This window comes from Vibrio clamense (genome assembly GCF_050337905.1).
GTDB lineage: Bacteria > Pseudomonadota > Gammaproteobacteria > Enterobacterales > Vibrionaceae > Vibrio > Vibrio cortegadensis.
In genome coordinates this window covers 91,774-107,044 of record NZ_JAKJTJ010000026.1, presented here as the reverse complement: position 1 = coordinate 107,044, position 15,271 = coordinate 91,774, and the positions used below count along the sequence as shown (strand labels likewise).

The window sequence follows — 15,271 nt, the reverse complement described above, 5'->3', positions numbered from 1 at the left end:
TACTCACAAAAAAGGCCAGCATATAGCTGACCTTTTCAATTCTTAGATAATCAATTACTTTTTACGCACGTGTGGCGCAGCTTTATCAAGCACACCATTAACGAACTTATGGCTATCTTCCGCTGCAAATACTTTTGCTAGCTCAATAGCTTCATTGATTACGACTTTGTATGGTACATCTTCACGACGAGTCATCTCGTACATAGCAAGACGTAGCAGAGCAAGTTCCATCATATCCAAATCTTGCATTGGACGTGATAGGTATGGACGCAATTTGCTGTCCAGCTCCATATGACCAAGTACAACACCAGAAAATAGATCACGGAAATACGCAACGTCTGTTTCTGGAGCCGACAAAGCCGGTTCTAATTCATGATGCTCTTCTTCATCATACTTGCCACCAGTTAGGAACTGTTCCTCAACTGTTGCGACATTTTCTTTAGTAATTTGCCAAGAATAAATTGCTTGCAGAGCAAATTGACGTGCGTTACGACGTGCGGCTGGTTTCACACTGGCCCCCATTAGGAATCGATTTCAGAAAGAACGTTAATCATCTCAAGTGCGCTTAGTGCAGCCTCTGCACCTTTATTACCAGCCTTGGTTCCTGCGCGTTCAATAGCTTGATCGATTGTATCAACAGTAAGTACACCAAATGCTACAGGAAGACTGAACTCCATAGACACTTGAGCTAAACCTTTATTACATTCACTGCAAACATAGTCAAAATGTGGCGTTCCGCCGCGAATTACAGTACCAAGTGATACGATAGCATCAAATTTTCCTGTTTTCGCAACACGTTGAGCAACTAACGGTAATTCCACTGCACCAGGGCAACGAACTACAGTAATATTGTCTTCGCTAACTTGTCCATGACGCTTTAAAGTATCGATTGCACCAGAAAGTAAACTTTCGTTAATAAAACTGTTGAAACGAGAAATAACGATAGCAATTTTTGCATTTGGCGCTGGGAAGCCACCCTCGATCACTTTCATAAGCCTTCCTTTAACTATGTTCATCAAGTGAGAATCGACGGATTCTAGCACAGAACTGTGAGCGATATCTAATACCAATTAACTTAATTAGCCCTATTCAAATAAAAAAGCGAACACAGCTTTCTGTATTCGCTTTTTTTGTATTGAATAAACGCTAATTATTCACAAACATACTCAACGACATTAAGGCCAAACCCGCCTAATGCATGGTAACGTTTTGAACTAGAAGAAAGCAGGCGCATATCGCTTACTCCTAAATCCGCCAAAATTTGAGAGCCAACACCAACACGGCGAGATGTACCCTGCTTTTTCGCCATTGTCGGAGCTTCACCTTTATCTTGTGCTTCAAAGGTTTTCACTTTATTGATCAAGGTTTCAGACGTCTCTTCGTTACCCAAAATCACTAAAACACCACCATCTGTGCCAATACGTTGCATCGCTTTATCTAACGTCCAGCTACGCTCTGTGCTGCGGTCTGAGTGCAGTAAATCGGTAAACGTATCATGCAGGTGAACACGCACAAGTGGAGCGCCCGTTTTCACATCGCCTTTTTTCAGCGCGTAGTGAACTTGGTTATCAATGGTGTCGCGGAAAGTCACAAGGTCAAAATCACCAAATTCCGTTGGCAACTTACACTCAGCAACACGCTCAATAGTGGTTTCTGTGTTGTTTCGGTATTCGATTAAATCAGCAATGGTGCCGAGTTTAATATCGTGTTTTTCTGCGAAGACTTCTAAATCTGGACGACGAGCCATTGTGCCATCTTCATTTAGGATCTCAACGATAACAGAAGCTGGCTCCAAGCCTGCGAGTCGACCTAAGTCACAGCCTGCTTCAGTATGTCCAGCGCGAGTTAGCACGCCACCTTCTTGAGCCGTAAGAGGGAAAATATGACCCGGCTGAACAAGATCAGCGGCTTTCGCATCTTTCGCTACAGCGGCTTGAACAGTAACCGCACGATCAGATGCTGAAATACCCGTTGTCACTCCTTCAGCAGCTTCAATAGAAACAGTAAAGTTAGTTGTGTATTGAGCATTATTATCTTGAACCATTGGCGGTAATCCAAGACGCTCACAACGCTCTTTTGTCATAGTTAGACAGATCAAACCGCGACCATACATTGCCATGAAGTTAATCGCTTCAGGGGTAATATGTTCCGCTGCCATGATTAAATCGCCTTCGTTTTCACGATCTTCGTCATCCATCAGGATAACCATTTTACCGAGGCGAATATCTTCAATAATTTCTTGAGGCGTACTAATTGGCATTATGTTGTTCCTATTTTATTAGGCGCTAGGTGTTAAGACTCTAGGCTTACATCTACGGTGATCATGAAAGTCTACTGTAATCATGAAAATCTTCGGTAATTCTAAAAGAGTGTAGGAGAAGCTCCCCTTACTTTTTCATTGAATCAAGCAAATCCATTTTGTTGCAAAAATTCCATCGTTAAACGAGATTCCGGTTGTTCTTCTGGTTGTCCTTGAAGTAGACGTTCCATATAACGAGCAAGCACATCTACTTCTAAATTAACTTTTCTGCCGACCTGAAAATCATCAATCGTCGTCTCTTCGGAGGTGTGAGGTACGATAGTTAATTTGAATGCATTTTTACGTAGAGCATTAACCGTTAAGCTAATTCCATCTACGGTAATAGAGCCTTTCTGAGCAACGTATTTTGCAATATCTGCTGGCATGTTGACCCAAAATTCAATCGAACGTCCGACATGGTTTCGCTCTACAATTTCACCAACACCATCCACATGGCCTGAAACAATGTGCCCACCAAAGCGGGTTGTCGGTAACATCGCTTTTTCAAGATTAACCTTATCGCCAGCTTGGTATTGAGCAAAACCTGTTTTTTTCAATGTTTCAAGTGAGAGGTCGGCGGTATAACTGCAAGCATCAAATTTTACAACCGTCAGACAAACGCCATTAGTCGCGATACTATCGCCTAAATTAACGTCTGACATATCTAACTTATCAGCATTAACTGTAATGCTAATGTCTTCCCCTTTTGGGGTGATAGCCGCCAATGTTCCGACAGCTTCTACGATTCCTGTAAACATATGATTCCTATGAATATCATCTATTTATTTTCTTTCAATACAGGCTTAGCAATTAAGCGAATATCTTGACCCACTTGGCGAACATCTTGAATATCAAGCTCAATCACTTGCGACATACATTCTAAGCCGAGCGCTCCGATTAAGCCTCTGCCATCGCTTCCCATGAGTTTAGGTGCTAAATAAACGATCAACTCATCAACTAAACCATTAACGAGCAACTGTCCGGCCAGAGTCGCCCCAGCTTCAACCCACACGTGATTGATATTATGCTGTTCTGCTAACTGTGACATCAACTCAGCTAAATCCAGTTGATGACCCGTCTCCGTTAGGTTGATATCCGCCCCTTCAGAGCCAACTCTCAGCACTTCACCTTGAGTTTGAAACAGATTAAGATCTTCGGTCAACTGATGCTGCCTATCAAGAATCACGCGAATAGGCTGCCTAACCGCACTCTTCTGAGCTTGAGAGTTCACCTCATCACTTAGCTTAAGTACATCGCTAGGTTTCAGTAAAGCACTAGGTTTTAGGCCATAGCGAGACTGAACACTGCAAGGTAAGTCATCCCATCGCACATTCAACGAAGCATTATCGTCAATCACCGTCTTACTGGTTGAGAGAATAGCGCCAGACATCGCACGGAAAGTCTGAACATCTTGTCTTGCTTGGGGAGAAGTGATCCACTGGCTTTTACCATTGTTTAATGCGGTTTGCCCGTCTAAGCTCGCGGCCATTTTTAATTGAACAAATGGCATCCCCGTTTGCATTTTTTTGATAAATGCAGGGTTCAAAGCTTTTGCATCGGCTTCTAATAAACCGACTTCAACGTCAATACCAGCATCACGCAGCATTTGAATACCGCGGCCAGACACTTGAGGGTTCGGGTCTTGCATTGCACAGATAACTTTCGCGACTTTCGCTTTTATCAAGCCTTCAGCACAAGGTGGCGTTCGACCATAATGCGAACATGGCTCTAAAGTGACATAAGCCGTGGCTCCCACCGCTTTTTCACCCGCCATTCGTAAAGCATGAACTTCAGCATGAGGCTCACCCGCTTTTAGGTGAAAACCCTCTCCAACGATTTCGCCGTCACGCGCAATCACACAGCCGACATTAGGATTCGGAGCCGTGGTATAAATGCCACGCTTGGCAAGCTCAAGCGCACGCACCATAAATTGATAATCTAGAGGAGTGAAATTAGACATAACGGTTAGTCTTCTAGCTTGGCAATTTCTTCACCAAACTCTCGGATATCTTCAAAACTACGATAAACAGACGCAAAACGAATATAAGCCACTTTGTCTAAGACTTTAAGCTGTTCCATCACTAAGTTACCGATAAGGTCACTCGGAACCTCTCGCTCACCCGTTGCTCTCAGCTGAGATTTAATCGTACTGATTGCTAACTCAATCGAATCAGCACTGACTGGGCGTTTTTCTAGTGCGCGCTGTACTCCGCCCACCATTTTATCTTCATTAAATGGTTCACGGTTGCCATTTGATTTGATCACTTTAGGCATCACAAGCTCAGCACTTTCAAAAGTAGTGAAACGTTCACTACACGCTAAGCACTGGCGTCTACGACGAACTTGGTGACCGTCTGCGACTAAGCGCGAATCAATCACTTTAGTGTCATTTTCTGAACAAAAAGGACAATGCATATCACCTCCAATTAATTGGCATCAGTGTAACGGAATTGGGACAGGGAGTGAATGAAGAAGTCGATAGTTAGGCCGAGATTTGCCGAATAATGGTGCGTATATTGCGTTTTTCATATCAAATACGCAAACGCTTCACTCAAGAACTTAGGATAGAGATGGGATCTCCCCAATTCTAACCAAAACTCTATATGTGAAGCGTTTCATTATAGAGGCATCTCTGCCTAACGTTACGCGCTATGGACGAACCAAGTAATTCGCTTTACCTACCCATTTATAGCTGGTGAGTTCTTCCAGTCCCATCGGACCACGAGCATGCAGTTTCTGAGTCGATACAGCAACCTCTGCCCCTAAACCAAATTGAGCGCCATCGGTAAATCGTGTTGAAGCATTCACATAAACCGCCGCAGAACCTACCGAATTAATAAACAATTCCGCATTCGTTAAGCTGTTGGTCATGATCGCATCAGAGTGACTCGCATTGTGAATACGCATGTGATCGATCGCCTCTTTCACACCCGATACCACTTTAATGCCCAAAGTGTAACTGAGCCATTCAGTATCAAAATCACCCGAAATTACATCACGTAATTGCAGTTCGGCATCCGTTTTCACCGTCTCGCTTAATAATGACTTTGCTTTCTCTTCGACCACAAACTCAACTTTACCACTCAAGCGTTTCGCTAACATTGGCAGAAAATCAACGGCAATGGATTCGTGCACCAGCAGCGTATCTAATGAGTTGCATGCCGATGGGCGCTGTGCTTTCGAGTTTTCGACTACATCAACTGATTTTTCTAAATCTGCACTCTCGTCGACAAAGATATGGCTGATACCAAAACCGCCAATGATGACAGGAATGGTGCTGTTCTCTTTACACATTTTATGCAGACCAGCGCCGCCGCGTGGAATGATCATATCCACATAGTCATCCAATTTAAGCAGTTGTGACACTAATTCACGATCAGGTTTTTCAATGTATTGCACAGAAGCCGCGGGTAATTGTGCTTTTTCTAAAGCTGATTGAATGACTTTAACCAACTCCATATTTGAGAAAAAGGTCTCTTTACCACCACGCAAAATACTCGCATTACCGGTTTTCAGACACAACGCCGCGATATCAATCGTCACGTTTGGGCGAGCTTCGTAAATAACGCCAACCACACCCAGTGGTACTCGACGTCGCGACAATGACATGCCGTTTTCTAATACTTTACTGTCGATTTCACTGCCAACAGGATCGTTTAAGCTAATAACATTACGTACATCGTTAGCGATACCCGTTAAACGCTCTTCGTTCAGCATCAGTCGATCAAGCAGAGCATCGGTTAGCCCTGCATTGCGTCCAAGTTCAATATCTTTTGCATTCGCGGCTAAAATGGCCGCTGAATTGATTTCAAGTTCATCAGCAATCGTTGCTAATGCTTGGTTTTTTTGTGCCGTCGATGCGGTTGATAAATGGAAAGCCGCCTCTTTTGCCGCTATGCCCATATTTTGTAAGCTAGTCACGTTGAACGCTCCCTAAATTCGTTTAAATCGTTAATCTTGAATAACCACGAGGTCGTCACGGTGAATAACTTCTGAGCCATAGTCATAACCCAAAATCAAACCGATATCTTTACTGTGTTTACCGACAATTTTTGCTAAATCTTGATTGGAATAACTCGAAATACCACGGGCGATAAGCTGACCTTTCGTGTTGGTCACTCGTGCGACTTCACCACGCGCGAATTGTCCGCTCACCTCCACCACGCCTTTAGCAAGCAAGCTACTGCCCTTTTCAACCACAGCGCTTACCGCTCCATCATCAATAACAATATCTCCAGAAGCCGCTGGGCCCGCTAAGATCCAACGTTTTCGGTTTTCTAAAGCTTCCGCTAAAGGCAAGAATCGAGTACCTTGAGGCTCATCGCTCAATGAATCAAAAATGACATTTTCTGCGCTACCCGCAGCAATAATCACTTCGATTCCGGCTCGGCGTGCAATATCGGCAGCTTGAAGTTTAGTTGCCATTCCGCCCGTACCTAATGTGCTTCCGCTACCACCCGCTATTTTACGTAACGTTTCATCAATGGTGGTGACTTCACGGATAAGTTCAGCATTCGGGTTACTTCTTGGATCCGCCGTAAACAACCCGCGTTGATCCGTCAGCAGAAGCAGCTTATCGGCACCGCATAAAATCCCGACTAAAGCGGACAAGTTATCGTTATCGCCAACTTTAATCTCATTCGTCGCCACGGCATCGTTCTCATTCACAATAGGAATGATGTCGTGATCAACTAAAGCATTAATGGTATCGCGAGCATTTAAAAATCGCTCACGATCATCAAGGTCCGCTCGTGTCAGTAGCATTTGGCCGATTTTCAGGCCGTAGATAGCAAAAAGTGATTCCCACGCTTGAATCAGCTGGCTCTGCCCTACTGCCGCAAGTAGTTGTTTACTTGCCATTGAGTTGGGGAGTGCGGGGTATCCTAGATGTTCACGTCCAGCCGCAATAGCACCAGACGATACCATTACAATTGAGTGCCCTTGCTTTTTAAGCTCCGCACATTGACGCACAAGCTCAACCATATGAGCTCGGTCAAGCGCTAACGTTCCACCAGTTAAAACACTAGTACCTAGTTTAACAACCACTGTCTTGGAGTGTGTTGTGTTCCCGCTTTTCTGATTCGTATTCATGGGTTCTTTTGAATTAAAAAACATATAAGAACCGTTGTTTTAACAATCAAACCATCAATTCACAAGTAGAAAAGGTGCTAATAAGCACCTTTTTGTTCTAAGAAGAAGTTAGTTGGGTAAAATCAGACAAATTCGGCCGAATCTGCGTGAATAGTCACTTCCAAGTCAAATTTCGTCGCAAGTGTCTCGACAAGTTTAGCGTGGAAATTTTCTTGGGTTCGATTAATTTCGGCATGGGCTTTCTTCGGCACTTTTTCACCAACCCAATCACCCGCTTGATTGTATTTACCAATATGGTATTTCGCGGCGAAGCCCTCATCATTCCGCTCAAGCTCTAACCACCAGCACCAAAACTCTCGTTCTTCTGGTGATTTTTTATCGTTAACACAGACTGATAGGCAGTCGAATAGGTAATGACCGTCTTCCGATTGAGGCTCTCTCAAATATGGGCCAATCGCTTTTAGTGCCGGAAGTAGACGAAAGTGAGTCGACTTTGTGATTTCATCTGACATATTGAATCTCCATTTCAATGAAAAGCATAATATCCTTTATGACAATGTCCTCCCCACCCTCTCCAATAAATTATGAATGGGGATCATAAGCTTACGCTACATTGCTATATCATGCTTAACTAAATTAGGAAAAATGTCACCTAAATAATTCCTCTTCAAGCCACTTTATCGCTAAATCGAGGGATTGCTCATACCCTTTTGAAATAGTTTTAGAATCAATTTTTTTTGCTTTTCCATACTCACTAAAAAGTGCAACCAATTGGTTATCAGAGTATGGCGAAATAGGATCGCCCTCTAAACCAATAGCAAGAATTGGCACTTTAGTTCGTCGGCTCGATAATATGCCTTGAACTTTTAATGACCACGCCATCATTTGCCCTGCAAGGCTATTGATATCCACTCCACTCTTTCCAAGTCGAGAGGCTAATACATCAAGATACATCTTGGGCATCTGTTTTAATTTCCCAGGAGTGGCGAGCACATCATGGATTGGAGCACCGAGGCTAATGCATGCTTTTATCTTAGTCTGCTCTATAAAAGAGAGGCGAACCATAGCATTACCACCAAAGCGAAAACCGATTAGACCAACCTTATAGTGATCCACCCAGGGTAAATTAGGCAGTTCATTCAATACAGCTTGATGCAAACATGAAGAGTCTTCAGTCAAACTCCAATGAGAACTATGCCCAACCGAAGGCATATCTACAGTCAGCATCGCTATATTCTTAGGCGCAAGATAATCTCTAAACAGACGCCACATATCCGTCTGAAGGCTGTCTAACCCCGCACTTACTATCACGACTGGCTGCTGTTTGTCAGTTGAAGACATATGTAAATTAGCGATAATTTTCTTATTCTTATATGGGATCTCTATCTGCTTAATTACATGTTTCGTGTGTTTCGCGGCTTCTTGGTAGGCACCTGTCGCAAGGGTTTGCGCTTGTAAGGCAAGGTTATCATTTTTAAGGTGTGGGTAGCCTGCAATGCTGAAACACAGAGAGGCAGAAAAAAGCTCATTGGCAGCTTCTTCATTCTGCATATCATTGGCTCTTTTTTGATGAAGCATGCCAAGCTTTGTCCACTCATAGGCCCAATTACCACTGTGATAACCCATAACGGTATCGAGCCACTGTTCATCTGTTCGTGAGTGCGTTGAGCAAGCGATTCTAGACAATACCCCTTCTTGCTCAATCGGATCGATGCCCTGCCAAATCCATTGCAATCTACGTAGGTTACGATACCACGAAAAATTGTCCTGCTGTTTACGCTCATTGAGGATCTCTAATGAGCTTGGTAGGTAACGTGTTAAGGCAGAGGTTTCCTGTGCTTGTTTGTACTTCACAAACAGGGTCTCAGACAGATTTTTACTTGTTTCGTCAGTCATATCTACGCTTCTTACAATGATTTGCCTTAATCATAATAAAAAAAATGACCCAATAAAGGGTCATTTTCAAATAATCACATTTTGATCTTATTTTTGCTTACGATTAATTGGCTCTACGTAAGTAATCGCGGTATCCCACGGTTGTTCAATCCATGTGTCTTGAGCAATATCAACAATGTATTCGTCAACTAGATCAGCGCCCGCAGGTTTTGCACATACCGTCACAAATTTAGCTTTTGGGTACATTTCACGGATTTTACGTGCTGTATCGCCACTGTCTACTAAGTCATCAACAATCAAGAACCCTTCACCGTCATGCTCTGGCGCTTTCAAGATACGCATATCACGCTGATGATCGTGATCGTAGCTTGCAATGCACACTGTATCTACGTAACGAATACCAAGTTCACGAGCTAAAATTGCAGCAGGAACCAAACCACCACGGCTTACACCAAGGATCCCTTTCCATTGTTCTGCTGGCATTTGCTTCTCAGCAAGCTGGCGACAATATGTTTGCATGTTGTCCCAAGTAATGATGAATTTAGTCGTCATAATAATAAAACCTAATAGTTATAAACTTATTGTTTTACGAATTAAGCAGCTGTTAACACGTATTTTAGAATAAAGATTGCAGCCATGACCCACACGCTCATCGATACATCACGACCTTTACCACTGAATAACTTGATCGCCGCATACGCGATAAAACCAAGAGAAATACCTTCAGCAATCGAAAAAGTCAGTGGCATAAGCAAGCAAGTAACGACAACTGGAGCCGCTTCTGTCAGATCACGCCAATCAATACTAACTAAACCAGATAGCATCAAGATCGCGACATAAAACAGTGCGCCAGCGGTTGCGTAAGCCGGGATCATTCCAGCTAATGGCGAGAAGAATAAAGCAAGTAGGAAGAAAATACCAACAACAACCGCAGTTAAACCTGTTCGTCCACCCGCTGCGACCCCTGAAACACTTTCAATATATGACGTCGTATTTGAGGTACCAAGCAGAGCACCAACCGATGTTGCTGTTGAATCCGCAAGCAGTGCTTTATTAAGGCGAGGAATTTTGCCATCTTTACCGATAAGATCCGCTTTTTGTGCGACACCAACTAAAGTACCCGCAGTATCAAATAAATCGACAAATAAGAACGCAAACACAACAGAAATCATGCCCAGTTCAAATACAGCAGAAAAGTCTAGCTGCAAGAAAGTCGGCGCAATGCTCGGTGGCGCTGACATAATACCGTGGTACTGCACATCACCAAAAATAAGACCAAGACCCGTGACCGCCAGAATGGCAATCATCACTCCACCTTTCACACCACGGTGAACTAATGCAATCGTAAGGAAAAACCCAATCGCACCCAGTACCGCAGGAACAGAAGTAATCGCACCCATAGAAACCAATGTCGCTGGGTTATCCACCACGATGCCTGCATTCTTTAGAGCGATGAAAGCCAAGAAAAGTCCAATACCCGCAGAGATACCCGTTCGAAGAGACATAGGAATTGAATTGATGATCCATTCACGAATCTTGAAGATACTTAAAAGGACAAACAAAATACCTGAAACAAATACCGCTGCTAGTGCAACTTGCCATGTATATCCCATCCCAAGTACGACTGAATAGGTGAAGAAGGCGTTGAGTCCCATCCCAGGCGCTTGTGCAATTGGGTAGTTCGCCACAAATCCCATGATAAAACAGCCAATCGCCGCCGCTAAACAGGTCGCTACAAATACGGCTCCGTGATCCATTCCTGCATCAGACAAAATCGCCGGGTTAACAAAGATGATGTATGCCATTGTCAGGAAAGTCGTCATACCTGCAATGATTTCAGTTCGAACGTTCGTTCCATGTTCGCTGAGTTTAAATAGCCTTTCGAGCATTTTGTTATTCCTAAAAAGTGTAATCAAATTCAGTAGCCCTCTTATCCGCTAAAAGTGGCTAGTGAATTATCAAAGTAAACGGTTGCGTAATCGATTGGCAGGGATTATAAAGTTATCAAATAACAAATTCCAGATAGAATTCATACTCTAATAAATATTTCTTTCTATAAAAGATAGAAACCATCAATCAGAAAGTATCAACTAAACAATAAATAACTTTAAAAACAATGAATTAAACATAAATTTAAAAACCATTAATATGGATGTTATTTAATCTATTCGGTATTTTTCTACTGAGTTCAGTGGTTCTTTAATTACGAGTTTATCCAGAATAATGGACTGTTGTGGCTAAGGGAGAAGAGAGTTGGTGGAATGACAACCGTTAAAGGTCAAAGATTAATCAAAAAATGGTTCAGATAAAAAAACGCCACTCAAGAGGAGTGGCGGTTGAATCTTGTCAGTCAAGGACTGTAGAAAAATTCTAATATATAGGGGTGAACATAATGTTCAATCACATGCGTTGGTATTAATTAGTAACCAAAGCTTGTTGGGTATGCAAAGTTGTTAGTAAAAACAGAGTTGTTTGTCCAAAACATTGCAGCTGGTAAACCTTTCATAAATATCACCTTAATAAATCAATAAACAAAAATTTGATTCTCAGTTCCTTGGAGGCGATTAACGGACTCATCCTTTGAGCATTTCTTCTTCGCTTCAGAAGTTGGGTTTAATATACCATTGAGAAAAAAAATTACAACAAAAAAGTAGACTTAAGTCACACTTATTTGAAAATAACGATCTAGATCAAATGATTTTCGTAATTAAATTACAGAAATGTTAGTTACAGAGCCTCTGTTGGACACTTCTAATAAAACGACACTCATATACTGAAATTCCCATTTAGATAAAAATTGAGAGCTCAGAGACATTTCACGATTTCTGCCACTACTAGCCCCATTCGAGTAGTGGTATGCTGTGGCCATACCAACGCAATTGTCGGTAGATAATAAATCTACTATTACTACAACTTTGCAATCATAAATCTGGTAATTAATCCATAAAGGAGTCATCCGTGTCTGAATTCCATTCTGAAATCAGCAGTTTATCACCTGCACTAATCTGGCAATTTTTCGATAAAATTTGTTCTATCCCACACCCATCTAAACATGAAGAACCTTTAGCGTTATACATTGTTGATTGGGCTAAGAGCCAAGGGCTAGATGTTCGTCGTGATCCAACAGGTAATGTTTTCATCAAAAAGCCTGCGACTGCTGGAATGGAAAACAAGAAAGGTGTCGTACTTCAAGCTCATATCGATATGGTGCCACAGAAGAATGAAGACACCGAACATGACTTCGTAGCCGATCCAATTCAGCCATACATTGATGGTGAATGGGTGACAGCGAAAGGAACAACATTAGGTGCAGATAACGGTATTGGCATGGCTTCATGTCTTGCTGTGTTAGCTTCTAATGACCTTAAACACGGCCCACTAGAGGTTCTACTAACTATCGATGAAGAAGCTGGTATGACTGGCGCATTTGGCTTAGAAGCGGGCTGGTTAGAAGGTGATATCCTTCTTAACACCGATTCAGAGCAAGAAGGCGAAGTTTACATGGGCTGTGCTGGCGGTATTGATGGTGAAATGACTTTCAACATCACTCGCGAAGCTCAACCTGCCGGTTACGTAACTCGTAAGCTAATCCTAAAAGGTCTAAAAGGCGGTCACTCTGGCTGTGATATTCACACTGGCCGTGCTAACGCAAATAAACTGCTTGCTCGTTTCCTTGCTGGTCACGCTCAAGAACTTGATCTACGAATGATCGAATTCAAAGGCGGCAGCCTACGTAACGCAATTCCTCGTGAAGGCTTCGTTACTGTTGCGGTTCCTGCTGAGAATGAAGCAAAACTAGCAGAACTTTACACTTACTACACTGAGTTACTTTCTACTGAGCTTGGTAAAGTTGAAACTGACATCGTTACATTTAACGAAGCGATTGAGACAGAGCAAGGCGTATTTGCGAATGCTGACCAAAGCCGCTTCGTTGCTGCGTTGAATGCTTGTCCAAACGGCGTTATTCGCATGAGTGACGAGATTGAAGGTGTAGTAGAAACCTCTTTGAATGTTGGTGTAATTACAACTGAAGACGATAAAGTATCTGTACTTTGCCTAATCCGCTCACTAATGGATTCAGGCCGTATGCAAGTAGAAAGCATGATTGCTTCTGTTGCTGAACTTGCAGGTGCTGATGTCGAATTTACAGGTGCTTACCCTGGTTGGAAACCTGATGCTGATTCTGAAATCATGGGTATTTTCCGTGACATGTACGAAGGTATCTACGGTCATAAACCAAATATCATGGTGATCCACGCGGGTCTTGAGTGTGGTCTGTTCAAAGAACCTTACCCGAACATGGATATGGTCTCTTTTGGTCCAACAATCAAATTCCCACACTCGCCTGACGAGAAAGTGAAAATCGATACCGTTACACTTTACTGGGAACAGATGTGTGCGCTATTAGAAGCGATTCCAAACAAGTAATCGGTTTGTGCTAAACGGCTAAATCTACTGCCGCATTAAACACCCAAAAGCCCAGTAATTTGATTGCTGGGCTTTTTGTCATCTACTCGCGAAATGTCCATTCACTTTCAGTTACGTCTTGGAACATCAGCACCCAAGCCCCCAACCTATAGATACAAAAAAGGCCTACCGCAGTAGACCTCTCATTTCATCTAATCCAATTAGCTGGTTAGATCATCGAAGAACTTCTTAACGCCATTAAAGAAACCTTCTGATTTTGGATTGTGCTTATTCGCAACTGCACCACCACAAGTGTCTTCAAATTCACGAAGTAACTCTTTTTGACGTGAACTTAATTTCACCGGAGTCTCAATCGCAAGTTTCACAATTAAGTCACCAACGCCACCGCTACGAACGCCTTTAACCCCTTTACCACGCATACGGAACATACGGCCTGTTTGCGTCTCTTCTGGCACTTTAAGGTTAACACGACCATCAAGTGTTGGAACTTCAACTTCACCACCAAGAGCCGCTTGAACAAAGCTTACTGGCACTTCACAGTAAAGGTTGTTGCCGTCACGCTCAAAGATATGGTGCTCTTTTACATGTACTTGAACATATAAATCACCGGTTGGCGCGCCCATTTCTCCGGCTTCACCTTCACCCGATAAACGGATGCGATCGCCAGTGTCCACGCCTGCTGGGATCTTAACATTAAGCGTTTTCGTTTTTTGTTTGCGACCTTGACCATGACAAGAGTTACAAGGGTCTTTAATGATCTGACCTTTACCATTACACGTAGGACATGTTTGCTGAACTGCAAAGAAACCTTGGCGCATTTGAACTTGGCCATGACCATGACAAGTGCCACACGTTTGTGCCGAAGAACCTTTCTTCGCACCACTACCATCACAAGTGTCACACTCGACTAATGTCGGTACTTGGATCTCTTTAGAACAGCCACGTACCGCTTCTTCTAATGATAGTTCCATGTTGTAACGTAAATCAGCACCACGTTGTGCACGTTGCTGACCACCGCCACGACGACCGCCGCCGAAGATATCACCAAACACATCGCCGAAAATATCACCGAAATCGCCTTGACCGCCGCCACCGAAGCCGCCGCCGCCCATTCCACCTTGTTCAAAAGCAGCGTGACCATATTGATCGTAAGCGGCTTTTTTCTGAGCGTCGGTTAGGATCTCATACGCTTCTTTTACTTCTTTAAACTTTTCAGGCGCACTCTTATCATCCTGATTACGGTCAGGGTGGAATTTCATTGCTAGGCGTTTGTACGCCTTTTTAATATCGCGCTCTGATGCATCGCGGCTCACGCCTAATACTTCGTAAAAATCACGTTTTGACATGTTCTAGGTCACCAATTATTGCTACCACATCGCACTCAACGTGCCATGGGCGGTTTATGTATCAATCTAGATAAAACCCCTAAAGAGATCATTAAAAATTGAGCTATTTATCTGAGTATTATCTAGAGTGATTCGTTACTTACAAGATTGCGGGCGTAAGAGTTACCTCTGACGCCCGCAAGACTATTAGATCTGAAGTTGATTAGCGAGA

The 15,271-nt window shown here is 43.0% G+C and carries 15 protein-coding genes; 1 reads left to right on the top strand and 14 read right to left on the bottom strand.

The features are described from left to right. Positions 1-54: 54 nt before the first annotated feature. The 13 genes from nusB to vcdP all read right to left on the bottom strand — a co-directional run bounded on the left by nusB (position 55) and on the right by vcdP (position 11,792). Positions 55-522 carry a transcription antitermination factor NusB gene (gene nusB / locus L4C39_RS14855; RefSeq protein ID WP_017051714.1) on the bottom strand — a complete coding sequence of 156 codons (468 nt, stop codon included), beginning with the start codon at positions 520-522 and terminating at the stop codon, positions 55-57. Continuing rightward, complete coding sequence (gene ribH / locus L4C39_RS14850; RefSeq protein WP_017051713.1) at positions 522-992, bottom strand: 6,7-dimethyl-8-ribityllumazine synthase; 471 nt, start codon at positions 990-992, stop codon at positions 522-524. The genes nusB and ribH overlap by 1 nt, the downstream gene beginning before the upstream one ends. Before the next feature lie 158 nt (positions 993-1,150). Beyond that, entirely contained in the window at positions 1,151-2,260 is a 1,110-nt protein-coding gene (gene ribBA, locus L4C39_RS14845) for a bifunctional 3,4-dihydroxy-2-butanone-4-phosphate synthase/GTP cyclohydrolase II (protein WP_429746645.1), read from the bottom strand. Between the two features lie 143 nt (positions 2,261-2,403). Further along, positions 2,404-3,057, bottom strand: a complete 654-nt coding sequence (locus L4C39_RS14840; RefSeq protein ID WP_429746643.1) for a riboflavin synthase — start codon at positions 3,055-3,057, stop codon at positions 2,404-2,406. 20 nt (positions 3,058-3,077) lie between these two features. Continuing rightward, positions 3,078-4,259 carry a bifunctional diaminohydroxyphosphoribosylaminopyrimidine deaminase/5-amino-6-(5-phosphoribosylamino)uracil reductase RibD gene (ribD, locus tag L4C39_RS14835; protein WP_429746641.1) on the bottom strand — a complete coding sequence of 394 codons (1,182 nt, stop codon included), beginning with the start codon at positions 4,257-4,259 and terminating at the stop codon, positions 3,078-3,080. 5 nt (positions 4,260-4,264) lie between these two features. Further along, positions 4,265-4,714, bottom strand: a complete 450-nt coding sequence (gene nrdR / locus L4C39_RS14830) for a transcriptional regulator NrdR (protein WP_017051709.1) — start codon at positions 4,712-4,714, stop codon at positions 4,265-4,267. A 234-nt stretch (positions 4,715-4,948) separates the two neighbouring features. Further along, positions 4,949-6,202, bottom strand: coding sequence for a glutamate-5-semialdehyde dehydrogenase (locus L4C39_RS14825; RefSeq protein WP_371711941.1), 1,254 nt, complete (start codon positions 6,200-6,202; stop codon positions 4,949-4,951). A gap of 48 nt (positions 6,203-6,250) precedes the next feature. Next, positions 6,251-7,414, bottom strand: a complete 1,164-nt coding sequence (gene proB, locus L4C39_RS14820; RefSeq protein ID WP_113796514.1) for a glutamate 5-kinase — start codon at positions 7,412-7,414, stop codon at positions 6,251-6,253. A 98-nt stretch (positions 7,415-7,512) separates the two neighbouring features. Further along, positions 7,513-7,902: a sigma factor-binding protein Crl gene (gene crl / locus L4C39_RS14815; RefSeq protein WP_017051706.1), complete on the bottom strand. Its 390-nt coding sequence runs from the start codon at positions 7,900-7,902 to the stop codon at positions 7,513-7,515. A gap of 136 nt (positions 7,903-8,038) precedes the next feature. Next, complete coding sequence (gene frsA, locus L4C39_RS14810) at positions 8,039-9,286, bottom strand: esterase FrsA (RefSeq protein ID WP_113796516.1); 1,248 nt, start codon at positions 9,284-9,286, stop codon at positions 8,039-8,041. Positions 9,287-9,373: 87 nt separating this feature from the next. After that, positions 9,374-9,838 (bottom strand): xanthine phosphoribosyltransferase, encoded by a 465-nt coding sequence (gene gpt, locus L4C39_RS14805; RefSeq protein WP_017051704.1) that lies wholly within the window; start codon positions 9,836-9,838, stop codon positions 9,374-9,376. Positions 9,839-9,879: 41 nt separating this feature from the next. Next, complete coding sequence (locus L4C39_RS14800) at positions 9,880-11,175, bottom strand: NCS2 family permease (RefSeq protein ID WP_017051703.1); 1,296 nt, start codon at positions 11,173-11,175, stop codon at positions 9,880-9,882. A 530-nt stretch (positions 11,176-11,705) separates the two neighbouring features. Then, positions 11,706-11,792, bottom strand: coding sequence for a small protein VcdP (vcdP, locus tag L4C39_RS20200; protein WP_017051702.1), 87 nt, complete (start codon positions 11,790-11,792; stop codon positions 11,706-11,708). Positions 11,793-12,244: 452 nt separating this feature from the next. On the opposite strand from vcdP, the gene L4C39_RS14795 reads away from it, so the two are divergent. Next, complete coding sequence (locus L4C39_RS14795; protein ID WP_017051700.1) at positions 12,245-13,714, top strand: aminoacyl-histidine dipeptidase; 1,470 nt, start codon at positions 12,245-12,247, stop codon at positions 13,712-13,714. A gap of 200 nt (positions 13,715-13,914) precedes the next feature. Here L4C39_RS14795 and dnaJ read toward each other — a convergent pair whose 3' ends face one another. After that, entirely contained in the window at positions 13,915-15,060 is a 1,146-nt protein-coding gene (gene dnaJ / locus L4C39_RS14790) for a molecular chaperone DnaJ (protein ID WP_113796520.1), read from the bottom strand. Between the last annotated feature and the right edge of the window lie 211 nt (positions 15,061-15,271).